The organism is Paenibacillus kribbensis, from assembly GCF_002240415.1.
GTDB classification, from domain to species: Bacteria; Bacillota; Bacilli; order Paenibacillales; family Paenibacillaceae; genus Paenibacillus; species Paenibacillus kribbensis.
Genome location: NZ_CP020028.1, coordinates 3,312,213 through 3,336,237 on the forward strand (window position 1 = coordinate 3,312,213; position 24,025 = coordinate 3,336,237).

General features: G+C 48.8%; 25 protein-coding genes and 1 pseudogene. 4 read left to right on the forward strand and 22 right to left on the reverse strand.

The annotated features are described in order from the left end of the window. Positions 1-51 precede the first annotated feature (51 nt). The 4 genes from B4V02_RS14615 to zwf form a co-directional block, all read right to left on the reverse strand. Positions 52-1,260, reverse strand: a complete 1,209-nt coding sequence (locus B4V02_RS14615) for an MFS transporter (protein WP_094155377.1) — start codon at positions 1,258-1,260, stop codon at positions 52-54. Positions 1,261-1,611: 351 nt separating this feature from the next. Then, positions 1,612-2,286 (reverse strand): SOS response-associated peptidase, encoded by a 675-nt coding sequence (locus B4V02_RS14620; protein ID WP_094155378.1) that lies wholly within the window; start codon positions 2,284-2,286, stop codon positions 1,612-1,614. Between the two features lie 145 nt (positions 2,287-2,431). Beyond that, positions 2,432-3,325: a phosphogluconate dehydrogenase (NAD(+)-dependent, decarboxylating) gene (gnd, locus tag B4V02_RS14625; RefSeq protein WP_094155379.1), complete on the reverse strand. Its 894-nt coding sequence runs from the start codon at positions 3,323-3,325 to the stop codon at positions 2,432-2,434. A 48-nt stretch (positions 3,326-3,373) separates the two neighbouring features. Then, complete coding sequence (gene zwf / locus B4V02_RS14630; RefSeq protein ID WP_094155380.1) at positions 3,374-4,876, reverse strand: glucose-6-phosphate dehydrogenase; 1,503 nt, start codon at positions 4,874-4,876, stop codon at positions 3,374-3,376. Positions 4,877-5,168: 292 nt separating this feature from the next. On the opposite strand from zwf, the gene B4V02_RS14635 reads away from it, so the two are divergent. Beyond that, complete coding sequence (locus B4V02_RS14635; RefSeq protein WP_094155381.1) at positions 5,169-5,489, forward strand: winged helix-turn-helix transcriptional regulator; 321 nt, start codon at positions 5,169-5,171, stop codon at positions 5,487-5,489. A 143-nt stretch (positions 5,490-5,632) separates the two neighbouring features. Continuing rightward, positions 5,633-5,962 (forward strand): hypothetical protein, encoded by a 330-nt coding sequence (locus B4V02_RS14640; protein ID WP_094155382.1) that lies wholly within the window; start codon positions 5,633-5,635, stop codon positions 5,960-5,962. Between the two features lie 270 nt (positions 5,963-6,232). On the opposite strand, the gene B4V02_RS14645 is transcribed toward B4V02_RS14640, so the two are convergent. From B4V02_RS14645 to B4V02_RS14685, 9 genes are all read right to left on the reverse strand, one after another. Continuing rightward, positions 6,233-6,835, reverse strand: a complete 603-nt coding sequence (locus B4V02_RS14645; RefSeq protein WP_007430159.1) for a nitroreductase family protein — start codon at positions 6,833-6,835, stop codon at positions 6,233-6,235. A 108-nt stretch (positions 6,836-6,943) separates the two neighbouring features. Beyond that, positions 6,944-7,228, reverse strand: a complete 285-nt coding sequence (locus tag B4V02_RS14650) for a hypothetical protein (RefSeq protein ID WP_094155383.1) — start codon at positions 7,226-7,228, stop codon at positions 6,944-6,946. Positions 7,229-7,359: 131 nt separating this feature from the next. Beyond that, positions 7,360-7,686 carry a (2Fe-2S) ferredoxin domain-containing protein gene (locus B4V02_RS14655; protein WP_094155384.1) on the reverse strand — a complete coding sequence of 109 codons (327 nt, stop codon included), beginning with the start codon at positions 7,684-7,686 and terminating at the stop codon, positions 7,360-7,362. 32 nt (positions 7,687-7,718) lie between these two features. Beyond that, on the reverse strand, positions 7,719-8,219 hold the full coding sequence (locus tag B4V02_RS14660; protein ID WP_094155385.1) for a metallophosphoesterase family protein: 501 nt from the start codon (positions 8,217-8,219) through the stop codon (positions 7,719-7,721). A gap of 24 nt (positions 8,220-8,243) precedes the next feature. Further along, positions 8,244-8,678: an Rrf2 family transcriptional regulator gene (locus tag B4V02_RS14665; RefSeq protein ID WP_094155386.1), complete on the reverse strand. Its 435-nt coding sequence runs from the start codon at positions 8,676-8,678 to the stop codon at positions 8,244-8,246. Positions 8,679-8,777: 99 nt separating this feature from the next. Next, positions 8,778-9,155 carry a DivIVA domain-containing protein gene (locus B4V02_RS14670; RefSeq protein ID WP_010346248.1) on the reverse strand — a complete coding sequence of 126 codons (378 nt, stop codon included), beginning with the start codon at positions 9,153-9,155 and terminating at the stop codon, positions 8,778-8,780. Positions 9,156-9,423: 268 nt separating this feature from the next. Next, on the reverse strand, positions 9,424-10,434 hold the full coding sequence (locus B4V02_RS14675; protein WP_094155387.1) for a Gfo/Idh/MocA family protein: 1,011 nt from the start codon (positions 10,432-10,434) through the stop codon (positions 9,424-9,426). 19 nt (positions 10,435-10,453) lie between these two features. Continuing rightward, entirely contained in the window at positions 10,454-10,816 is a 363-nt protein-coding gene (locus tag B4V02_RS14680; RefSeq protein ID WP_007430152.1) for a replication termination protein, read from the reverse strand. Between the two features lie 455 nt (positions 10,817-11,271). Continuing rightward, complete coding sequence (locus B4V02_RS14685) at positions 11,272-12,444, reverse strand: acyltransferase (protein WP_094155388.1); 1,173 nt, start codon at positions 12,442-12,444, stop codon at positions 11,272-11,274. A 178-nt stretch (positions 12,445-12,622) separates the two neighbouring features. Here B4V02_RS14685 and B4V02_RS14690 point away from each other — a divergent pair, with 178 nt between their 5' ends. Next, positions 12,623-13,177 (forward strand): hypothetical protein, encoded by a 555-nt coding sequence (locus B4V02_RS14690; protein WP_094155389.1) that lies wholly within the window; start codon positions 12,623-12,625, stop codon positions 13,175-13,177. Positions 13,178-13,291: 114 nt separating this feature from the next. On the opposite strand, the gene hrpB is transcribed toward B4V02_RS14690, so the two are convergent. The 6 genes from hrpB to B4V02_RS14720 form a co-directional block, all read right to left on the reverse strand. Continuing rightward, positions 13,292-15,814, reverse strand: coding sequence for an ATP-dependent helicase HrpB (gene hrpB, locus B4V02_RS14695; RefSeq protein WP_094155390.1), 2,523 nt, complete (start codon positions 15,812-15,814; stop codon positions 13,292-13,294). A gap of 450 nt (positions 15,815-16,264) precedes the next feature. Further along, positions 16,265-17,104, reverse strand: a complete 840-nt coding sequence (locus tag B4V02_RS14700) for a carbohydrate ABC transporter permease (RefSeq protein ID WP_094155391.1) — start codon at positions 17,102-17,104, stop codon at positions 16,265-16,267. Positions 17,105-17,117: 13 nt separating this feature from the next. Further along, positions 17,118-17,984: a carbohydrate ABC transporter permease gene (locus tag B4V02_RS14705; RefSeq protein WP_094155392.1), complete on the reverse strand. Its 867-nt coding sequence runs from the start codon at positions 17,982-17,984 to the stop codon at positions 17,118-17,120. Positions 17,985-18,092: 108 nt separating this feature from the next. Further along, positions 18,093-19,433, reverse strand: coding sequence for an ABC transporter substrate-binding protein (locus B4V02_RS14710; RefSeq protein WP_094155393.1), 1,341 nt, complete (start codon positions 19,431-19,433; stop codon positions 18,093-18,095). Between the two features lie 70 nt (positions 19,434-19,503). Beyond that, positions 19,504-20,406, reverse strand: coding sequence for a nucleoside hydrolase (locus B4V02_RS14715; RefSeq protein ID WP_157739746.1), 903 nt, complete (start codon positions 20,404-20,406; stop codon positions 19,504-19,506). Positions 20,407-20,445: 39 nt separating this feature from the next. Beyond that, the gene (locus B4V02_RS14720; protein ID WP_094155394.1) at positions 20,446-21,132 is read right to left on the reverse strand and encodes a Crp/Fnr family transcriptional regulator; all 687 of its coding nucleotides are present in this window, start codon (positions 21,130-21,132) and stop codon (positions 20,446-20,448) included. Positions 21,133-21,621: 489 nt separating this feature from the next. Between B4V02_RS14720 and gluQRS the strand changes: the two genes are divergently transcribed. Next, positions 21,622-22,617, forward strand: coding sequence for a tRNA glutamyl-Q(34) synthetase GluQRS (gene gluQRS / locus B4V02_RS14725; RefSeq protein ID WP_094155395.1), 996 nt, complete (start codon positions 21,622-21,624; stop codon positions 22,615-22,617). Positions 22,618-22,683: 66 nt separating this feature from the next. On the opposite strand, the gene B4V02_RS14730 is transcribed toward gluQRS, so the two are convergent. The 3 genes and pseudogenes from B4V02_RS14730 to B4V02_RS27015 all read right to left on the reverse strand — a co-directional run bounded on the left by B4V02_RS14730 (position 22,684) and on the right by B4V02_RS27015 (position 23,671). Further along, positions 22,684-23,058: a DnaJ family domain-containing protein gene (locus B4V02_RS14730; protein ID WP_094155396.1), complete on the reverse strand. Its 375-nt coding sequence runs from the start codon at positions 23,056-23,058 to the stop codon at positions 22,684-22,686. Between the two features lie 173 nt (positions 23,059-23,231). Beyond that, positions 23,232-23,426, reverse strand: coding sequence for a hypothetical protein (locus tag B4V02_RS14735; RefSeq protein ID WP_007430139.1), 195 nt, complete (start codon positions 23,424-23,426; stop codon positions 23,232-23,234). A gap of 82 nt (positions 23,427-23,508) precedes the next feature. Next, positions 23,509-23,671: pseudogene (locus B4V02_RS27015) on the reverse strand (aspartyl-phosphate phosphatase Spo0E family protein). Positions 23,672-24,025: the final 354 nt, after the last annotated feature.

Consider the following 24,025-nt stretch of genomic DNA (forward strand, 5'->3'; position numbering starts at 1 on the left):
AGGTCACTCCTCTCTCTTGTATTATGAATCTTTATATAGGTGAATGTAAAGTTAGTCGATCTCCTGATTTTTCGTTTCAGTCCCCAGCAACCCTACAGCGGCTGCTCCAATCAGGATAGCGACGAAGAAAATCCCGAAGATAGCGGATAACCCAATGCCCTGTCCTACCAATATTCCGACCACCAATGGTCCGATGACGCCTCCGATACGGCCAAACGCAGCCGCCATGCCCACACCGGTAGAACGGACGGCCGTCGGATACAACTCCGGAGTATAGGCATACATCGCTCCCCACGCACCAAGATTAAAGAAGGACAAGCAAATCCCAGCAGCCAGCAGCATCCCGGCCGTTTCCGCGGTTCCGAACCAAATGGCAGACACCGCCGTCAGCAGTAAATAGAGGATCAGGACGAATTTGCGGCCCAGCTTTTCAATCAGATACGCAGCGGTAAAGTAACCTGGCAATTGTGCAAGCGTCATGATCAGGACATACTCAAAGCTTTTAACCAGCTCAAACCCTTTCATAAACATCATGCTCGGCAGCCACAGGAACATGCCGTAATAGGAAAATACAACCGTGAACCATAATATCCACAGCATTAACGTAGACTTGCGATTCGCTCCCGCCCAAATAGAAGCCACACGTTCCCGCAGCGAAAGCTTGATGCTCTGCTGCTTGTAACGCGGTGAATCCTCAACAGCCCTGCGCAAATAAAGAGCGTACAGCGCAGGCACTGCGCCGAGAATAAAGGCCATCTGCCAACCATACTTCGGGATCACAAAATAGGCAATAAGGGCCGAAAGAATCCATCCTGCTGCCCAGAAGCTTTCCAGTAATACAACGGCTCTCCCTCGCTCCTTAACAGGCACCGATTCCGACACCAGCGTCGAAGCTACAGGCAATTCCCCGCCCAAGCCTGCGCCTGCAATAAAACGCAGCACCAGCAGCACTCCGAGCCCCGTCGCAAAAGCAGACAGACCACTGGCAATGGAAAAAATCAGCAGCGTCCACACTAATATAGCACGTCTGCCGTAGCGATCCGCTAAAATCCCGGCCAAAGCGGCCCCAAACACCATTCCTATTGAATTCATCGAAGTCACCAGACCAATTTGCTCTGATCCCAGATGCCACTCCTTGGCTAGCGCTGCAACTATAAATGAAAGCAGCCCCACATCCATGGCATCAAAAAGCCAACTGAGCCCTGCGCTAAACAGCAGCTTCCTTTTCTTAGCTGGTGGTAATGAAGTTAATTCACTCATGATTCGCTCTCCCCTAAATGCATCATATACAGCCGTATATTCAGATGTCTTGTCATCTGCAGCCTAGCATCTATTGTACCGCAAGCTTACTGAATCTGCGAGTATTTTACGCAGAAAAAAACGGAAGATTGCCTACGGCAATTCTCCCGCCTTCTGGAACCTGCCACTTACCGGTTTTGGACCAGACCGATGATCGTCACCATGAGCACCAGCAGCTGGATGAGTGTATCGTTACTCATTCCAATCGCCTCCATCCCATATGAGATACTCCTTCGGCCGTTTCCCCTCTCCCCGGATCATGAGCTTGTTCCCCAATACATACTTATGCAGGCGGCGGGCAGTTTATGATCTTTAAGGTTTAATCCAGGAATATTGCAAATCCATTTCCTGAATGCATTCGCGGCTATCATGTTCATCATTAGCCACTAGCGGAGTCACCGGATAGATGCTCATATCGCCTTGCTCATATGTGCGCAGTAACGGCAGCAATTCATCGACGTTTTGAATGGACGGGTTCAGCCATGCACCAATATGTTCGGGGTTCAGAATAGCCGGCATACGACTGTCGAATTCACGTATATCCACATTGGCCTGAACTGTCATCATCGTGCAGGTACGCAGCGGCTCCTTGCGACTATCCTGCCATATTTCATATAAGCCCGCGACCGCAAACATTTTCTGTTCCGGCAGCACCACGCGTACAGCACACATGCGTTTACCTAATTTTCTCCAATAATAAAATCCGTTGCAAGGAATGATACACCGCCGGGTTTCCGCCATCTTGCGATAGCTCGGATTTACCCGAAGCGAATTTAAGTCGGCGTTAACACAATCCTTGCCCCAGTAAGGGATAAAACCCCAGCGGAATTCATCAAGCACCCGTTCTCCATCCTGATGCAGCACAATCGGGATATGCTGGGTGGGACTCATGTTATATCGTGTTTTGTAATAATACATCACCCGCTGTATACCAAAATGGTCCCTTACCTCATCCAAATCCGCTGATAACGAAAATCTTTTGCACATATGCTCTTCTTCCTTCCGCCTTTTTCATCTATTGTGCGGATATACAAGGAAAAATATGCATACAGCAAAAAGCGTATAGCAAAAACATATAGCAATATCCCCGCAGTTGTGAAGCTGCGGGGATAGATACTAGCTTATCTCGTTCTTACTTTTTTTCTACCGCGTGACCGCCAAATTCATTACGCAACGCAGCAACCACTTTTCCGTTGAACGTATCCGAGTCCAGAGAACGGTAACGCATCAGCAGGGACAAAGCAATGACCGGCGTCGCTGCCTGAAGATCCAGTGCTTCCTCAACTGTCCATTTGCCTTCACCGGAAGAGTGCATAACCCCACGGATTTCATCCAGATTCGCATCCTTGGAGAAGGCACGTTCAGTCAAGCCCATGAGCCAGGAGCGGATAACGGAGCCGTTGTTCCACACGCGCGCTACTTGCTCATAGTCAAAGTCAAAGTTGCTTTTCTCCAGCACTTCAAATCCTTCACCGATGGAAGCCATCATACCGTATTCCACACCGTTGTGAACCATTTTGAGAAAATGTCCACTGCCGGATTTACCAGCATACAGATAACCATTTTCCACCGCTGTATCGCGGAAAATAGGCTCAACAACCGCCCATGCCTCCGGGTCGCCGCCGATCATGTAACATGCACCATGGCGTGCGCCTTCCATGCCGCCGGACGTTCCTGCATCCATAAAGCTGATGCCGTATTCTTTCAGACGGGTATGACGGGCAATGGACTCTTTGTAATGAGAGTTGCCGCCTTCAATAATGATGTCCCCTTTGGAGAGCAATGGTTGAAGCTGATCCAGCACAGTATCAACAATTTGATGGGGAACCATAATCCACAGGACTCTCGGAGACTGGGTTGCCTGTACGAGCTCTTCCAATGTGGAAGCACCTGTAGCACCATAATCCTTCATTTCTTGAATCGCTGCTGCATTCACATCATAAGCAACAACTTCATGCTGATGGTCGATCAGGTTTTTTCCGAGATTCAAGCCCATTTTTCCCAAACCAATTAGTCCAACTTGCATTGTAAAGGCCTCCTGCCGTAGCAAAATATATTGTCTATTTGTTAATGCTTATGAACGAACAACTGCTTTTTCAGAACTTTCGGACTTTTGATCCAGCCACCATGTAAAGCCCTGTTCCTCTAACAATTGATCCGAAGCTTCCGGACCATAGGAGCCTGCTGCATAGGTGTGAAGCGGAACTTCTCCACGTGCAAAAGCTTCCAGCACAGGTTGTACCCACATCCATGAAAGCTCAACTTCATTCCAGTGAGCAAAAAAGGTGGAGTCGCCGCGCAGCGCATCAAAGATAAGGCGCTCATAAGCTTCCGGTACATCCTTGTCCTCGGAATTATAGTTCATCAGAACCGTCTCCAGTTGACCATTGTTCAGCGGGTCTTTGCTGTTCAGACGCAGAGTTACCTTTTCATCTGGATTCACATGAATGATAAGTAAGTTTGGTTCAGATGGCTGCCCTTGAGCGGCATATGGATCTGTGCTGTCCTGTTTGAATTCCACAACGATACGTGTGGATTTTTCTTTCATGCGTTTGCCAGTGCGAATATAGAATGGCACGCCTGACCATTGCTCATTGTCAATCCATAGACGGGCTGAAATAAATGTATCATTTTGCGAATCAGGCGCAATGCCCAGTTCTTCTTTATAGGAAGGAACTGCGTTTCCGTTAATCTCACCGCTCGTATATTGCCCTCTAACCACACTGGAAGCAATATCCGAAGGATCAAGCGCACGGAGTGCCTGCATAACCTTGCTTTTTTCGTCACGCACCTGTCCAGCAGTTACATGTTCAGGCTTGTTCATGGCTGCCATCATCAGCACCTGCAGCATGTGATTTTGTACCATGTCACGAATAGCTCCAGAATGATCGTAGTATCCAGCACGTTCTTCAACCCCTACGATCTCGGAAGCGGTAATTTGTACATTGGCAATGTACTGATTGTTCCATACTCCTTGAAGCAAAGGATTGGCAAATTTCAAGGCTTCCAGGTTTTGCACCATCGGCTTGCCCAAGTAGTGGTCAATACGGTAAATCTCGTCCTCAGCAAATGTTCTGCTCAAACGATCATTCAGCTCGCGTGCTGATTCCAGATCATGTCCAAACGGTTTTTCGATAATCAGTCGTTTCCAGCCCTTGGTTTCGGCCAGACCGCTTTCCCGGATATTGAGGGCAATCACATCAAAAAATTCCGGTGCCACCGATAAATAAAACATGCGGTTCCCCGGAATTCCCAAATCATTTTCACGCTGTTCAGCAAGCTGTAGCAGCTTTTTATAATCTTCCGGATGATTGACGTTCAAAGCGCTATAGCGGAACGCACTCAGGAATTGATCCATCTGTGCACGGTCATCATTCACGTGTCTGGAGAAATCCTTAATGGATTGCTCTACATTACTTTGAAATTGCTCGTCAGCCACTTCACGGCGCCCCATCCCAATTACAGAGAAGGAAGCCGGAATTTTACCTTCTACAAACAAATTATACAAGGCAGGGTAAATTTTGCGTTTTGCTAAATCCCCTGTCGCTCCAAATAAGACAAAAGTCATTGAATCCATGAATTATTCCTTCTTCCCATTATAAAAGATGAGGTTATTAAAAGTTACCTGAGGAATTAACGTAACCCATAATACACCCAAAATAAGGGGCAAGTCAATCAAATTTTAGCGAATTCGTGAACATTCGAAATATCCTGTAATGATAACGTTTTCTGTGGTATGATTGACGAAAGAAAAGAGAAAATAATGTTAAATATGTTACAGTTACTACAACATGATATAGTTACTATTGGTATACAGAGTTACTTTTAGTATACTGTCTAAAACAATAATGAAATTGAGGGGATTCAAGATGAGCGACGACAGGCAGCCCAAGCTTTTGTGCGGCAAGGTGGAACAGTCCTTTCAGATCATCAGCAAAAAATGGACCGCTCTCATCATTCATACTTTGATGGAACATCCCAAACGATTCAGTGAAATTCATGTCTCCATACCTGATCTTAGCAAACGTATGCTGAACGAACGCATCAAGGAATTAGAGCTTTCCGGCCTGGTCCTTCGCAATGTCATCACAGAGCGGCCTGTGCGTACCGAGTATTCGCTGACACGCAAGGGAAAGGAACTTGGTGATGCATTGAATGGTGTAGAGAGCTGGGCCGAAAGATGGCTTTAACCACCAACAGGAGATCGTCCTACACGGTCTCCTGTTATTGTGTTACCTTTTAAGGATCATAATACAGGCTAGCATACGAAAATAATGGTACAACCACGCGGGCTGCTCATGATTTTGGATTGAGCCAAGAAAGGATGAGACGGATGGCATTTGGCATTACCCGACAGGAGCTTGCAGCCTGGAAAAGAGAGGTCAGTCGCGGTGAAATTGCTTTTCTGACGCATTACTGGCTGGATAATCGTTTTCCAGGAATTACAACGGTCACCAAGGTAGGCTGCTCAGATTTGGACAAGCTGCGCTTATGGTGCAACAATAACGGTTTGGACCCTCGATATATTCATCAGCGTCAGCCCTATCCTCATTTTGATTTGATCGGCAGCAAGCAAACGGAGATTTTACGTAAATACGGCATGAGCGATCAGTTAAAACGCTTCGAACAGCATCTTCAAACGGGTATACATCCCCCCTTTTAACCGCAGCTCTTAGCGTTGCGGTACTTTTGTTTACATACCGGAACCTCATACCCATCACTATCCGGGCAGACATACACACTGTTACCCAAGCAAGCCTCGAGCCCTTCCAGCTTGGGAAAACAGTCGGTTAGTCCCGTTGACGTCTGAATTAATCTCCGAATCAGCGCATTTCCACAGGTTAGTCACGTAACGAATGGAATGACAAAAAGCACTGTGGGTATCACAGTGCTCTGCTCAGGATGAAACCTGGTCGTTTATATATTGTTTGACTTATTTAAACGTTTTTACGCGTTCTTCTACAGGTTGGAACTCTTTATCACCTGGTTGGAAGGTTGGTTTACCGAATGGCATTTCAGCAATCAGCTTCCAATGTTCAGGGATGTTCCATTCATTTTTTACTTTTTCATCAATCAAAGGGTTGTAATGCTGAAGGGATGCACCCAGTCCTTCTTGCTCCAGAGCCGTCCATACTACCAGTTGCAGCATACCATTGGATTGGTTGGACCAAATTGGGAAATTGTCCGCATACGCTTCGAATTGTTGTTGCAGACCTGCTACAACGTTGTTGTCTTCAAAGAACAAGACTGTTCCGTAGCCGCTGCGGAAGCCGTTCATTTTCTCAGCAGTAGACTTGAATTGCTCTTCGTTGCCTACAACCTCACGCAAAATATCCTCAGTAATATTCCACAGTTTGTCATGCTGCTCTCCGAGCAATACCACTGCGCGTGAAGTTTGGGAATTAAAAGAGGTAGGTGTATACTTCACAGCTTCCTCTACAATCTCTTGAATCTTTTGATCGGAAATGACCTGTTCTTTGCTGATACCGTAATAGGAGCGTCTTTCTTTCAGAGCTGTAAAGAAGTCTTTAGACATTTTTGTTACCTCCTGAGAAAAATTAATTACTTTTCGTAACTAAATATATATTACACTTATCTTAATGTCAAGAGATTTCTTTTTAAATATTACCAGCAACCTGTTGGTTTATACATCGCCTTTGTATTTTTTCTCACTGGAAGAGGTGTGCTTGGTTACGTCCTTGTCGAATTCCTCCTCGCGTTCCATCTTTAAATCCTCCATGGGAATAGCATCTACGGTTTGCTCACTCTCAAAACGATCAAACAGGCTCTTCTGCTCTGTCGGATACTGCTCCGCATGATCCCGGCTTAAGGGCTGTTCCTGAGCAGCATACTCCGCTGTCCCTCTCCCTGTCTCTTCTTTCCCGTCATTCTGATTCTGGTGGTGCAGCTCATCGTTAAATGAGGCCATTGTTGTTTCCCTCCCTCTCGGCTTAGTTGTCCACAGTATACTTTTACCTTTCAGAACAGGGATTAAACGCAAAAAAGAGAAAATCTCCGTAAAGATTTTCTCTCCCTATGCCTGTTTGATCCCTTATTGGATTATTCCGAACGGGAATTGCCTGCACACTCATGAAAAAGATGAGTTTCCAGCTTTTCTCCCTCTACGAGCTTCTGTACCAGCTGTGTCCCCGCAGCAGGCGTCATCTGGCCATACCAGTCGCCTTGAGGGTATACGATCACAACCGCAGCATCATGACAACGACCATTACAGCGAGTTCTGGTCGTGTGAATATAAGCATCTGCGTTTTGTTTACGAATTTCATCCCGGATTGCTTGTGTCACTTCTTCACCCTCATGTCGCATACATGTACCTCCATTACAGATCAATACATGGTGCTTCATCGTTTCTAATTCAAATATAGCCATAGCTTCCCCTTTATTCAACGGATGTTGATTGATTAATGTTTATCTGGATAAAGAATAAGCTGTGCTTCCAACCGTCCACCTGTAAGGTTCAGCACGATAAATGAGTATTCGTCCTCACCACGCTTGTCAGTCGGAGAACCGGGATTCAGGACAAGCAGCTCTCCCACCCTTTTAACCACCGGAATATGCGAATGTCCGTAAATCAGACAATCCAACGGTTCTCCCTTAAACGTATTCAGCGCAATATTCTCTGTCGAGCCGCGCCAGCCGTGACCGTGGACCATACCAATCCGTTTGCCCTCAACCTCAACGATTCGTTGATAGCCCAAGCGATCTACGATATCTATTCCATCATTGTTCCCGGCAATTCCTTGCACAGGTGCAAACTCCGCCAGGCGTTCATATACGAACCAGTCCGTCCAGTCTCCGGCATGGAGAATGAGATCACTGTCTTTTAGCTCCTGTACAAGCCGACTCGGAAGCGCCTTGCTTCGATACGGCATATGAGTATCTGAAAGTACGACGATTTTCATATTCAAATCTCCTTATCGGCGTCTCTACACAGACGAGCTCTGGTGTTCAATCCGCTGCTGGAGTGCCTGTTCCAGATCTCGCAGCGTAACGGTCTCGAAAAACGCCTGTATTTTCTCCTCTGCCACGGTATATAAACCGTCTAACAAAGCGTCTATGTTTTTGCCTACCTCACAATTATGATTACTGTCGGTATGAATGGCGAACAACGGCCCTTCATCCTTGGTCGCTTCATATATCATTTTAAGATTCATGTTGGAACTTGACATACTCAAACGAAAGCCACGTGCTCCCGGCGAGGAATCAACCAGACCTGCTTGCTTGAGTCGGCTCATAATTCTTCTCACGACGACCGGGTTCGTATTGATGCTGGAAGCGATAATCGTCGAAGTCATTCGTTCCGGCGCTCCTTCAGCCAGTAGAAGCAGACAATGGATACTAACGGAAAAATGGGTACTCATGTTAACCACCTTTATATGTGTGCCTCATTAAATCTTGTGTAAAATGCATACCTACATCATACCACATTAAAGAGGCATCAACACAGCGCTTACAGCGCCTCACTCCGGAAAATAGTCATTTTCAGGACGCAATCGCACTTTCAACTGGCGCACGCTATATTCCAGCTGCTTGACGATGTCCTCCAGCTGACGACGATCAAGCCCGCTGAAATCGGCAGCAGGCTTAGGTGCATTTTTCAAATCACGTATCGTTGCCTGCTGCTCCTGCCACTTGTCCATCAAGTCGGCTATATTCGCATAAAAGCGTTCATAATCCTTGATGATTTCATCCAGAAAAGCATCTACCTCATCCGGATCATAGCCGCGCATTTTATTTTTAAACTGTTTTTCATGAATGGAGAGCGCGTCCAGCTGAATGCCCAGTTGTTTAAACAACTGTTTTTGCTTATCCAGACGACGCTTCATATGTTCATCCATCGTTGTTCCCTCCTTAACGCACTATTCTTTTTATATCACATTCTAGGCCGGGAATAAAAGTCGCTGCTGATTGCCCCGTCCTGTGAGCGGTATCAAGGAAGCCAAACACGATGCCACAAGCTATGATAAAAATATGTGAGATGCAAAGGCTCGAAGCCTGATTGTATGCGTATGCATTCTATGTATTTGTTGATCTAAAAAGCAGCTTGTCTTTGTGACAGGCTGCTGTTCTTAATTCTGCTGTGACACAGCTATTACTTTAATTCAATTATTCTGATCCAATTTCCACCCGTTTGCGACTGCGAGCCGATTCAATACAGGCGTCGATCACCTTCATATTGTTTACTGCATCTTCTGGTTCATATGGCAACGGAACACCGTCAAGCACCGCCTCGGCAAAAGCATCCGCCTGCAGTTCAAAGGAATTAAAGCCTTTAAGACGTTCCTCGCGCGTAACCGAACCGACGTGGACGAAGATCTGCGGTACAACAGACGTTCTTTCCCAGCCGAACATTTTGGGCATCGCGATCGTGCCTTTGCTGCCGAGAATCTCCATATTGGAGCGGTTCGCGGCCCACATGCCGCAATCGAAGGTGAGATTGACCCCGCCCGGGAATTCCAGCAGGCCGGATGCCATCATATCAACGTTGTCATGCTCCGGGGAAAATAAGGCATGTACCGTCACCGCCTCGGGCTCCCGATTCAAATACATACGAGCCGCGGATATCGGATACACGCCTACATCATATAACGAGCCGCCGCCCATGCTTTTATTAAAACGCACATTATCTGCCTGATCGGCATTGTTAAACGTAAATGTACAATGAATACCGCGAATGTCGCCAATTTCCCCGCTATGGATAATTTCCTTAATTCTTCGATGCTTTGGATGATAGCGATACATAAAAGCTTCTGCAAAGATCACGCCTGCACTTTTACAGGCTTCAATCATGCGGCTAGTCCCGGCTGAACTGAGAGAAGATGGTTTTTCGCACAAAACGTGCTTTCCTGCCTCGGCCGCCCGAATCGTCCACTCTTCATGCAGATGGTTTGGCAGCGGAATATACACCGCCCCGATTTCGGGATCAGCCAATAGCTCCTCATAGCTTCCATAGCTTTTCGGAATATCGAATTCCCGGGCAGCGTCAGCAGCTTTATTGGTATCACGGCTGGCAATCCCGAGCACTTCTCCGCGTTCGGATTGCTGAATCGCCGGAATGACAGCTATTCGGGCAATCTCCGCAGTGCCCAAAATTCCCCATTTCAGCTTTCTACCCATCATTCTCATCCTTTCGTGGTCAGGAATAGTTGTCTTGTTCCGCTTTATGCAACATGCCTAAGCAACGGTCCAAATCGGTTTTAACCTGCTTTTTGTAAAGTCGGGCCTTCTCCTCCCCATCATCTGTAAAATGATAGAGTACAATTTCCTGAAAATCCACCCGCGGGTCTGTTCCTTTTAATTGTTTGGTACGGTAAAAAACGCCTTCCTGCACCAGCTCATGGAGCGCTCGGTAGACCTCACTCTGAGGCGGAACATATCCGAAGCTGCTAAACTCATCCTTCATCGATTCAAGCATCTGATATCCATAACCGCGATGCCTCTCCACCATTGTGATCAGATAAATTTTGATAAAAGCCCGCTGGGATATCATAAACGCCATTGCATAAGCCTCCTCCACACCTTATTCATATACCTTATCTTCCATTATAACCCACTCTATGTCCATACACTATTTCCTTTCATTTTCATGAGGATGTATGAGAACATTCCTCCCCCTTATGACCGTTCTTAAAGATTGCGAGCGAACTAAAATGAAGCCTCGTTAGGCAGGTTGCGATTGGTGGGCGGTGGTTGTAGTTCTATTTTCTATTATGAATTTTTCATATAGTGAAATTATAATAAGCATTAAAAAATAGGCCCTTCCCTGATTCCGATCTTGGAATTGGCCCCTCCATTTTTAAAGAAGAAACGGTTTATAATATCGTTATAGCATTGTTATAAGAAATAAAAAAACAGAGATTCTGCGTTTAATTTTGCGATTTATACAAAAAATCTCGTTGTGGATTTAAGCAGCATCCACAACGAGATCATTTGATGCATCAGGAAACCGCAAGGTCAGGCTTGCTTTTGCAAGGCTGGCGATCCTCCCGCCGGGCGGGGACGAACCCGAAGCCCCACAATCCATTTGCCCAGAGGCATACGGGCCAGCAGCCATGTTCCGGCAATGGAAAAGACCACGCAGAGAATGAACGAGATTAGCGTACGAAGCACGTGGCTCCAGTCTGCAAACAACGTTTCATCAAAAAAGTAGGTCACACGCAGCATAAAGGCATGCATCAGATACGCTCCGTAGGACAACGTTCCGATGGCAGTCAGCATATTCGCCACACGGCCACCCTTATAAGCGATCCACGTGGCTACCCGATATGCCACAAAAATAGACGTAACACAATATACAGCCATGATCGGACGCAGCAGGGACAAGTAATTAAAGGAAAGAACCGTACCTCGCGGCGTCTGAAACAGACTGGTCATCTCGTACAGCAAGTATCCTGTAAGCACGATAAACAGCGGCCAATACACCATCTGTCCCTTGGTTACCCAGGCATTCCAGCGTTGAACGTTCATCCCGGCTGCCGCTCCTAACACAAAATAAAAGAAAAAGTAGATCACATTCCGGTCAGCGTACAGGGTAAACCAGGAGGTGATGACCGGGAGCTGGAGCTTGTCCATCGCGTGGTACACAGGTCCAACTGCGAACATAAGCAAAAAATATAACGCGCCAACTCCAGCCAATGCAGCGGGTTGCCATTGTGACGACAGCAGCGCAGACAAACGGCGCACAGCATAACGAAACACAGGAAATAACACATAGCATTGGATAATCATAACGATGTACCACAGATGATAACTGCTTTTTCCGTTCAAAAGCTTCTGCAAAAAATCCAGCGGATGAATAGATCCTCCACTTTGGACAAGCTGATTTCCCAATTCGTATAAAAGAGACCATATGATATAAGGTACGATGATGTCCATAAATCTTTTACGTAAAAACGTTCCATACTTTAAGGCTCCATCATAATTGTAAAACAACACCATCCCGGTGATAAATACAAACACGGGAACTGCGAACTTGGAACAAAGCAGTAATAGTGTCAGCAACACTCCGTCCTGGATGCGCGCCCCCTGCGCAACCGCATAGTGTGCGATGGAATGCTGAAGAACGACAGCGGCAAAAGCCAATCCTCTCAGCAAAGCGACTTCGGAAATTCTCTCTTTTTGACTCATGTCACTCTCCTGTTATGTCTAGCAGATATGTCTAGCAAAGTATGAATCTATTATAACTGCAATTCCACAAAATAAATATAGAATGGATAAACGTGCCAGCGGGAGAGTATCTATATGTGTAACCATGGACAGATGCCCACAATATAATATTACATCTGTTAGCAGGAGGGATTTTTTAATGAATAATGGATTAGACGGATATAAATGTCAATATTCTGGTATAAATCCAGTTTTAGATCGAATTTTGGAGCGGTGGACTGGGGAACCCAAAAAAACAGTTTATTTGTTAATCAACAAATATGGCTTACCAAATGACGCAAGCTGGACAAAAATTACATGGTATAATAATGGTCCTTGGAAACGGACGGTTGTTCATCTTCGTACAGTACCTCATAATACTCCGACTCCCCATCTTGATTATTTAGCACAAACCATTGATTATAGGGTCCCGGTTCAATTTTTTGGCGACTTAGCGAGGTTTGATGGTAGTTTATATCCAGACCGAACGGCTGGTGAAGCTACGGCTAAATGCGATCAAGAAGCGGCGAATTTTATGGCTTTGAACTTGATGAACGACATCATTACTGGCAAGCGAACCGTGGAAGATGCACGTCATGCTGCAGTTGAAATTGAAAAAGCTTTTCGACTAAAAGGACAATCGTCACCTTACACCACAGGATTCCTATTCCAAAAACAATTCCATACTGCTGATCCCGATGTCGCCTATTTCTAAGTGGTATATCTCTATGACTTTTGGATTTAACATAGCCTATAAAAAAAGCAGCCTTCCCTCTTGGGAAGACCACTGCTCGCTATAATGAACGGATTGGACACCAAACAAAGCAGCTCAACGCTTTGGCTTCGCTCTGCTGGTCGCCACAGCTTCCAACGGATCATCCGGCCAATAATGCTTGGGATATCTGCCTTTCAGGTCCTTTTTAACTTCAAAATAGGCCTCGCTCCAGAAGCTGGACAGGTCGGAGGTTACTTGCACAGGCCGCTGGGCGGGTGACAGCAAATGCAGCACGAGCGGCACACGTCCCCGGCCAATCCGCGGCGTTTCCCTCAGGCCGAACAGCTCTTGCAGCCGCACTGCCAGCGCAGGAGCCTCGGGATTCGAATAATCGACCGGAATACGGGAACCACTGGGTACTCGTATATGCGTCGGTGCTTCCTGCTCAAGCTGCTGCCGCTGCTCCCAATCCAGCCTGCCGAGCAGCAATTCGCTACCGTCCAGTCGTTGCAGATCAGATACATTTTTGGCTCCAAGCGCAAAAGGCAGCAGCCACGATTCCAGTGAATCCAGCAGTGCGGATTCCGAGCTGTCCGGCCAGTCTTCGGGTGCCGAGAAGTGCATAAAAATCAAGCGCGCCTGCAGCTGAAGGGTTGACCGATTCCAGGACAGCAGCTTTAGACCACGTTCGCGGACACCCACCATCAAGGCGCCAGCTATTTCCTCTGCCGGAGGCCGCTCATAGGACGTTTCCTTTAAAACGAGCGCGCCAAGCTGTAGTATCTTGCGGGCTCTCACAGCTGAGGCTGAGCTGTCCCAATATACATGGGCTTGTTCCAGCAGCCATTCACTGCAATGCTCGATCAGCTCTTGCAGCTCAACGGGTGCCGCCAGCTGAATGGCACCATCTGCTCCCTCGTCGTCCACTTCGGCGGCGACGAGATAGGACGAGCGCGACATCCACTCCACCTGTCGGAGTCGCGCGCCCCGGCCGCCGCTAAGCAAAAAGCGGCCGTCACCCCGGCCCTGCGCGATCCGATCCGGATACGCAAAGGCCAGCAGCAGCCCGCAGGACGCGGAGCCGTCAGGCTCGTCCTGCGCTACTTTCGGCAGCGTGGCCAGCAGCTGCCGACTTTCCTGCACGATACGGCGAATCACCGTATCGTCTGCCGCCCGCAGCAGGCTGTGCGTGCTGCGGGCATGAGCCGCCTCGCGCAGGGCGTCCAGCCGCGGGCGCAAATCCGTTCCGCCATGGGCGCGGAACGGGTCGCGCTCTTGCAGCAGCGCAGCCAGACGGCTGGCGGTTGGCGCCAGACCGAGGGCGGCCGCGCGCAGCAGCATGTGTCCGAGGCGCGGATGCGCGCCCAGAGCGGACACCTCGCGTCCATGCGCGGTGATGCCGCCTGCGCTGCCATCGGCTGCGGTGCTCAGGCAGCCGAGCTGGCGCAGCAGGCCCGTGGCCTGGCGGTACGCCGCCTCAGGCGGGGCATCCAGCCAGGCCAGCTCGGCGGGCTCGCGCACGCCCCAGGCGGCCAGCTCCAGCGCGAGCGGAGCCAGATCAGCCGCCGCGATTTCCGGGCGGCTGGCATCCGGGAGCGCGGCATGTTCCTGCGCGCTCCACAGCCGGTAGCATACGCCCGGCTGAAGGCGGCCCGCCCGGCCGCGGCGCTGGTCGGCCGAGGCTTTGGACACCTTGACGGTGGTCAAACGGCTCATGCCGGTTCGCGCGGAAAACACCGATTCCCGCGACAGTCCGCTGTCGATCACCACCGTAATCCCCGCTATGGTCAGGCTGGACTCGGCAATCGAGGTTGCCAATACGACTTTTCGGCTGCCCGAAGCCGAAGGGCGTATCGCCTCGTCCTGCTGCTCCAGCTTCATACTTCCGTACAGCGGAATAACCTTGACATGTGGAGACAAATTTCTTGAAGTCAGCTCACGCTCCGTGCGATGAATCTCCCTCGCCCCAGGCAGGAAGACCAACAGATCTCCTTTATGGGCATGGAGCGCCTTTTCTACGGTCTCTGCTGTAAAAGTTTCTAATGTGGCCGATGAAGGCTTGGGCATATGAAAGGTTTCTACAGGAAATACGGTGCCTGGACATTCCAGCAGTGGAGCATCCCCCAGTAGACGGCAGACCGGCTCAGCCTCCAGCGTGGCAGACATGATCAATATTTTCAAATCCGACCGCAGCAGTGCCTGACTTTGTAGAGCAAGCGCCAGCCCTAAATCTGCATGCAGACTGCGTTCATGAAACTCATCAAAAATAATCAGTCCAGTCCCCTCCAACGCCTGATCACTTTGCAGCATCCGTGTCAGCACGCCCTCAGTAACCACTTCAATCCGCGTATTCGGTCCTATTTTTGTATCCATGCGAACCCGGTAGCCCACCGTCTGCCCCGTTTGTTCTCCCAGCGCTTTCGCCATTTGCGCGGCTGCTGCACGTGCCGCCAAGCGCCTTGGCTCCAGCATCAGCATTTTTTGACCCGCCAGCCACGGCTCGTGCAGCAGTTCAAGCGGCGTAACCGTCGTCTTGCCCGCGCCTGGCTGCGCAATCAATACGGCAGCCGAATGGGATCGCAGCGCATTTTTAAGCTCGGGTATAATTTGAATGATAGGCAGTTGTTTATCTGTCAATGAAATCTCTCCAATGATACGCAGATGCGTGAATCTAAGCTTTAGCTTTTTATTATTGTGTCAAATGTAGATTGGAAAAGTTGTTCCTCGCGTACAGTTACGCTGGGGTTTCGATCTGCTTAGCTATGTATTGAATGGTACTCGCCCAGCTCCCAATTTCGCTTCACACGATCCCCTCCGAGAAAAGTTCCCAAAATGGTCAGAGTCGGAATATCTCTATTGAAAATAGTATACAGATGCTTGATACATTGGGCAATTCACTTATGATGTGTAGTCCATGCTCAATCATTAGCCTGGATACCGAGGCTTTCATTCAGTTTAGCATTTTCATCCTCATAATTTATGTAAGTTACGTTGGGTTCGCCTTTATCCCCGAATTTCTACCGCTAAAAAAATAGTTTGAAATTCGGGGCAACAGCGATTGGAGAAATGGTTCGTTCTCGGTGCGTCCTACTCCTTCGATCCCGTATTGGCAATCCCCTGCACATAATAGCGCTGCAGTGGAAGCAGCAGCACAACGGGGATAAGGATGGACAAAATGACGGCCGCGAACATTTCGTTCCAGTAGGTGGCGTATTCGGTAACGAAGTCGCTCAGCGCGACCTGAATCACTTTATACTCCTTCGAGCGTGTCACGATGAGTGGCCACAGGAACGATTCCCACTGCTGAATAAAAATAAGCAGGCTGGCGCTGACGGTAACGGGCTTGCAGAGCGGCATGACGATTCGAGTGTATACCCGCAGCCAGGAGGCCCCGTCCATGCGGGCAGATTCGACCAGAGACGTCGGCAGTTCGAGAAAAAACTGACGGAACAGGAAGATGACCAGTCCGTTGGCAATGCCGGGAATGATGATGCCCGCATAGGTGTCCACCCAGCCCAGGCTGTTGACAAGGCTGTACAACGGGATGGAGATGACCTCGAACGGAATCATGAAGGTGAGCAGCACCAGCAGAAACAGCAGCGTTTTTCCACGAAACTCAAAATATACGAATGCGAACGCGGCCATGGAGCCAAGCAAAAGCCCGCCAATCACGTTGGCTGCTCCGACAAAAAACGTGTTCAGAAAAATTTGTCCGAACCCTCGCTCCGTAAACAGCATTTGATAAGCTCCCCATGTAAAATTGGACGGCCAAAACGTTTTCCAGGTGATCGGCGACATATATTTATAAATGTCCTCCAGCGGACGGAACGACGAAACGAAGGCAAACGCCAGCGGCAGCAGCACCAGCAGCGCCAGAACGATATGTACGGCATACAACAACAGATGAGAACGGGTAAATCGGTTCACGTTGAAATCCTTTCTAATGGGAGGTCCGCAGCCACTTGAACTGCAGGGCGACAACAGTTAGCGTAATCAGCAGCAAAATGACCATAATCGCGTACGATCTGCCCATATCGGAATATAGAAAAGCGTTATTGAAGCTTTCAAGCATCAGCACATTCGTACTGTTTTCAGGCCCGCCTTTGGTCAAAATGTACATCGGTGAAAACAGCAGGAAATTTGCCGTCGTCACGGCCACGACGATAAAGGTGAGTGGGCGTTTCATAAGCGGAAGGATCACATGGACAAATTGCTTCCAACGGCTCGCTCCGTCCAGGGAGGAGGCTTCAAGCAGCGAACCGGGAATCTCCTGGAGACCGGCCAGCAGGAACAGCGACCAATAGCCGACACCCTTCCATGACGCAATCGCGATAATGGAGCCGAGCGCCTGGAGGCTGCTACCCAAAAACGGCTGCGGGTCCAGTCCCAGCGCAACCAAAATCGAATTTACGACGCCCTGCTCGGGGCTGAGCATAATGTTCCATAAGACGCAGGCGGTCGGGACGGATACGGCGACAGGTACGAAATGAATACCGCGAAAGAAAGCAATCCGCTTGATTTTCGTATTTAACAGCATCGCCAGCGCGAAGGCCAGTACAATTTGCAGCGGGTTAATGATCAGATTGAACACCAGCGTTACCTTCAGCGAATTCCAGAACACGGGGTCCGCGAACAAGGATTGGTAGTTCTGCAATCCGACGAAGCTTTTTTCGCCTGTAAAAAATTGTGTCGTGTATACACTTTGCACTACAGCGCTGAAGATGGGATACAGCTTAAACAGAAACAGCCCGGCAAGGGTAGGCAGTAGAAAGAGCAGGATAGAGCCAATATTATTTTTCAGTTTCATACATTCACCTTTTGCAGCAATTCGGATTCAGGGCCAGGAAGGACCGCTGGCATCCTCTTGAAGGAAAAAGGGGGAACCGTGCTCAGCCCTTCGTTCCCCCGAATGTGTTCAATTTGCTGCTACACCCTTATATTTTTTCAATAGGTTATCTATGACGTGGACGGCATCATCCAGCGCTTTTTGCGGATCGGCACCGTTTTTCATATCTTCAAATGCTTTGTTCATATTCTTTTCCCATTCCAGGTAACCGGGCGTTTTGGGACGGGGAACGGCAGTTTCGCGCGATTCCTTGGCAGCAATGCGGATGACATTGTCAGGGAACTGCTCATATTTCGGATCGGTGTCGATGGAATTGAGCAGATCGATCTGTGGAGGCAGCGTCCCTCCTTCTTTAAACAGGATTTTTGCTCCTTCGCCCAACGTCAGAAATTTAATGAACTTGGCGGATGCCTCTTTGTGCTCGGAATATTTGGAGATACCCACGTTCCATGCCCCGGTTGGCGTGGCTACTTTCTGACCCGCGAAATACGGATGCAGCGTGACGCCAAAGTTCAAGCCGGAATCCCTAATCTTCGGCATGTTCTGGTTGGTGGACACGAACATCGCCACTTTGCCGGATGTAAAATAGTCGATGGATTCTTCTTTTTTGATTTTCGGGCTGACTTTGTCCTTGTTGAACAGGTCCGCGTAAAATTGGAAGGCCTTGACGGCCTCCGGCGAATTCGAATAGCCGCTGGACACCAGTCCGTCGTCGCTGAGCATTTTGGCGCTCAGGCTATCCGACAGGGCCAAAAGCTGGTACGCTTTGTCCACCTGCTCGAAGGAAAAACCGTATACGTTATCCGAAGTCAGCTGTTTCGCCAAATCCCGGACTTCCTCCCACGTCATACGCTTGTCAGCGTCCGGGAAAGGAATGCCTTTCTTTTTAAAAATATCTTTATTGTAGTAAAGCACCTGGCTGGAGCTGTTCATAGGCGCAGCCATGAGCTCGCCTTTGTACGATACCGTGTCCACCGCGGATTTCGTCCATTTGGCCTTAGCATCGGCTGGGATCAGAGAATCCAGCGGCTCCAGATAGCCTTTCACGGAATAGTTCATGACCAGTGGGGTATCGACAAACAGCACGTCCAAATCCTCGGCTTTGGAGCTGAGCTTGATTTCGATCGTTTCTGTCAATTGGTCAATCGGAACGAGATTCATTTTGACTTTGATGTTCGGATTTTGCTGTTCAAAAGCTTCGACCACCTTCGTGAGCGGCTTCTCGTAATTGGAGTAGGCCTCAAACGAAATCTCCGTTGTTGCAGAAGAAGTGGAGGAGCCTTGCCCGTTCGAGCTTGAAGAATCTGCAGATGTGCCCGCTCCCTGCGAACAGCCTGTAAAAAGGACGGCTGCCGCCAGCATAGGCGCACACCAAGCGGCAAAGCGTTTTACCGGTTGTTTGGGAATCATGTATGTTCCACCTCGATTTATGACTTAACGATTTATGGTTTAAAGAGTATGCTTTTTTTAAAACAGGGCTTTATCCCGTAAAAAACAATCTGTGGTTCAGCAGTTCAAAAAAACGGGCAGTATCAACCTCAAGCGCTGTTTCCACATTCCCGTCTGCACATGCCTCAGCGATCGTTTGTCCGGAAAATTCTCCGCGTTCATACTGGACCCGGATGTCCATCCGTTTGGTGCGGATCAATGTAGGATCGATAAGCACGGCGATGGCGAGCGGGTCGCACATATACGAAAAATCTCGCTGCATGTAGTCCATAAAGTCATGCATCATCCGTACAAGGGTTCCCGCAAGCGGAGTTCCGCTGGCCCCCATGAGGTCAGCTTCTTCCCTGGAAAATACAGCTTGCCGGGTCACGTCCAGACCAAGCATTAGGATGGGCGCTCCGCTTGAAAAAACAATCGCTGCCGCCTCCGGATCGCATTGGATATTATGCTCGACAGGTGACAAATCGCTGCCGTTAGGAGCAAGACGGGTAACGCCGCCCATCATGACAATCTGTTTCACACACTCGGCAATACGGGGCTCCCGGATCATGGCCGCCGCAACGTTCGTATGCGGACCGATCATGACAAGTGTAATTTCTCCAGGATGCTCCATTACGGATTGCATGATAAAATCGACCGCATGCCTGTCAAACTTGCTTCCGCTTTCTTCCAGGTGCAAGCCTTTTCCCTCGATTCCTGCTCTGAGTAGCGGACGGTTGCGCAGAAGCGGTAATTCGATCCCGGGACATACCGGGATATGACAGGCTCCGCACAGGTTCAGCACTTTTTGCGCAATTTGCGCGCGGGTCCGGACTTTTCCGTAGACGGTGGTGATGCCTTCAATACGGATTTCCGTTGATCTAAGAGCGAGGGCGAGCGCCACCGCATCGTCCGCGTTGGTTCCGATATCCGTATCCAAAATAATTCTCGACAATGGATTCCACTACTTTCTCTGTTTGATGCCTGTAAAAGGTCAATTCATGCCGCTGGCGCCGAATATCGCTTGTACATTGTGAAGCACAATATGCTTCCGGTCATAGCTGATGATGCCCTGGGCCTTCCATTTGCTCAGCAATTCCGAGACCGTCTGCCGACTGCATCCGATCATGTTGGATATTTCCTCATGGTTCAGTACCAGGTCGATTCTGGAATCGCCATCGCCAACAGGCGTGCCCAATTGCTGGAGAAGCCAGGCGAGCCTCCACGGCACAGGCTTGGAAATCAGCAGTTCAACCGTACTTTGATGATGAATGAGCCGATCGGTCATCGTATACAGGATGTCGCTCATGACCTCATGGTCTGAATGGATTTTTTCCTGAATAATGGCCGCGTCAAGCACCCAAATCTGGCTGTCGTGCAGACACTGAGCGTAGCAGGGATGATTTTGCCCCAGGACAATTTCTGCAAGCCCGAAGGCGTCCCCGGTTTTTCGGATGAAAAAGGTTACATCCCGTCCTTCCTCGGTAAATTGGCATACCTTGAGCAGTCCGTTTTCGATGAAATAGGAGCCGACAGGAACACTTCCTTTGGTAAAGACAAACGAGCCTTTCGGGAACCTCCGCAAGGTTCCGTATTTGCGGTGCAGGGCATACACGGAATCGATGGAGCGCTTCGACGCTTTCGACCCGGTAGATACAGTCTTTGCCGCTAAATCAAGCATTGCCGCATCCGCCTCCACTTCTGTACACCAAGTGTAGCCTGGCTGCTTTCATCGACGAACCCAAGCCCAGTATAAGAGAAAAGACAATATGATTCTGTCGGGTACCCGACAGTAATGTGTGAAGTTGCAGCATACTTTTAAGCCCCCCACTCTCTTGATTTGGCACCACTAAGTATGCAGGAGGACGTTGCGGAATATGTTATGCGGACGTTAAAGTTTGTAAAACCGAGGTTTTAGCGGCAGTTCTTTGTTTGCGAATAAGGGTACGGTGCCTGGAAGTGGCGAGTTCTTGCCATTATAGTGAAGGATGTTTTATATAACAGACCAAAACTTTATTACCGTTTTGGTCTGTTTTTGTTGATGATCTCACCAAGTATGCATTGAATACATGGAAACGATCTATGTCGAGATGCACTCGCGGCAGGATCGTTTTATAATAGTATTATATGGATTGTCAAGAACGGGATATAGAAACGAGGTAACTTTCGTATGGAATTACAGGACCAACCCATCAGAGGGAGATTTGCTCCAACACCATCGGGATGGATACACTTGGGAAACGCCCGCACCGCGTTGTTGTCATGGCTGCACGTTCGTTCCCTGGGCGGAACCTATATTTTACGTATCGAGGACATTGATATGACACGGGCTCGCAGCCCATTGGCCCAAGGAATTATGGAAGATTTGCGCTGGATCGGTCTGGAATGGGACGAAGGACCGGATGTAGGCGGTCCCTACGGTCCCTACACTCAAAGCCAGCGGCTGGAACGCTTCCAGGCTGCATTGGACAAACTACAGGGGCAGGATATGCTGTATCCTTGCTTTTGCAGCCGGGCGGATATTGTGGCCGCCGCCAGTGCTCCGCATGGACTGTCTGGTGAAGGGCCAGCCTATTCGGGGACGTGTCGCAGTCTTACCCCTCAGGAAGCAGAGACCAACTCACAACATAAGCTCCCTTCACTTCGCTTTAAAGTACCGCAAAATTCGGATGCGGTGATTTCATTTCATGATCAGGTAGCAGGCCATGCAATCTTCGGCGCCGGGGATGGAGGAGATTTTATCGTTAAACGGGCAGACGGCATGTTCTCCTATCAGCTGGCCGTCGTTGTCGACGATGCTGACATGCATATCACCGACGTGCTGCGCGGGTACGATCTGCTCGATTCGACACCTCGTCAGCTATTGCTATACCAAGCTTTGGGCTTGCAGCCGCCACGCTTCGCACACGTCCCCCTCGTCTTGGGGCCTGACGGACGAAGGCTCGCCAAACGACACGGCGGTGTAGCACTCCGGGCCATGCGTAGGCAGGGAATTACACCGGAAGCGGTCATTGGCTGGCTCGCCTATTTTTCCGGGTTGCTGGATTCTCCCGAGCCTGTGAAGGCTGTGGATTTGGTCCAGGATTTTCATCTCGATAAGCTGCCCAAGGAGCCAGTCATCCTGACGGAACAGTTCTTCAGGAGACTGTCAGATTTGCAGCGTTAACGCTGCTATTGACGGTAGTACTCAAGCATACGGACAAGGGCATTCCGCCCTTTGTTCCTGTCGCTTCTATTCCTCCAACCGCTTACGCACAGCCGACTCATATTCATAAAATACAGACGAAGTATTCAGTCCTCTCTCTTCCAGCAGCATGCGGAGACGAAGTGACTTTTCAGTCAGCCTGCGACTGATCCGCTGCTGCTCTCCTGCCTCATGACAAGCATGAAGCAAATCACGCATCTGGACACATTCCTGCTGTAGCTGAAGCTCCTCCGGTAAAATGCCCGCATTTTTCAGTAGCTTGTACGACATACGCAGTTCCTCTGGAACATGTGATAAATCCTCGATGACCAGCGGCTTGCCTGCTCCGGGTAAATGATCAAACTCGCCTTTCGCCATCGCCTCTGCAATCTTCTGCTCAGCCATTCTGAAGAACATTCCCATAGATCCTATCCACTCCTGTATCTGCATTTATAGCATTCGTTCTGCTCTACTGCATATTTAGTATGGCTAACAGCCTATATGTACAATCCTATTTAATAATAAAACAGATTCTTTTGCCACTGTACCATACGATCATTAGGGTGTCCCGTATAGATTGGGGGGAGAAAGAGCGATTATTCTTCAAGCCCAAGCAATTCAGATACTAGCTTTCTATATTTTTTAGCCTTACGTGTTCCGTGAATGAGATTGGACAAGCGGCTGGGAGGAATATGGTAGGTGTCACAAAATGTTCCCTGATCCATCTGCTTCTCGACTAGCTTTTGTTTGATTTTCCAGCCATAAGGGGTTACCGCATTGCGTTTTTTCAACAATGTTACCTCCAATTAAGATTTTGTTCAAAGGATAGGATCGGGAATCGCATTCTTCCTTTTATAGCACGTAATGCATTCATTAGTTAAGTTTTTGATTTGCATGATTCAATAAATCATCCAGTTTCCGGGATTGTTCGATCACTTTTGGGATGGGTTAAAAATCCGTATTTCTTCTGGACTTGATGCAGTCTTTTTCTAGCCCGTTCGACACGAAGTAAAGTCACACCCGGATTCATCAGCATGATTCCTCCTTCTATGTCATACCCTAATGTAAAATGTAAATTTTTGGATTTTTTTAAAAATTTGCTCGTCAAAAAAAGTGCTTCTGGAGCATCCCAGAGGCACTTTGGCGGTTTATGTTTAGTTAAAATGCTACAGTCTCCTGCAAGCTGAACTTAAAAGTTACTTTTTGTGCCACTACGCAGTCAGATGGTGCTTCCCATCGCCACCGCCCCCGGATTTTCTTGAATGGAGCCTATGATTAAGGGTAAAAATCCGGGGACAAAAGCGACCGCTTCGCTTGTACAGCACCATTCCGCCTACTTCGTTCTTGTGTTTCATTTTTCGCATTTAGATTATATGACAAAAAGAGTGCT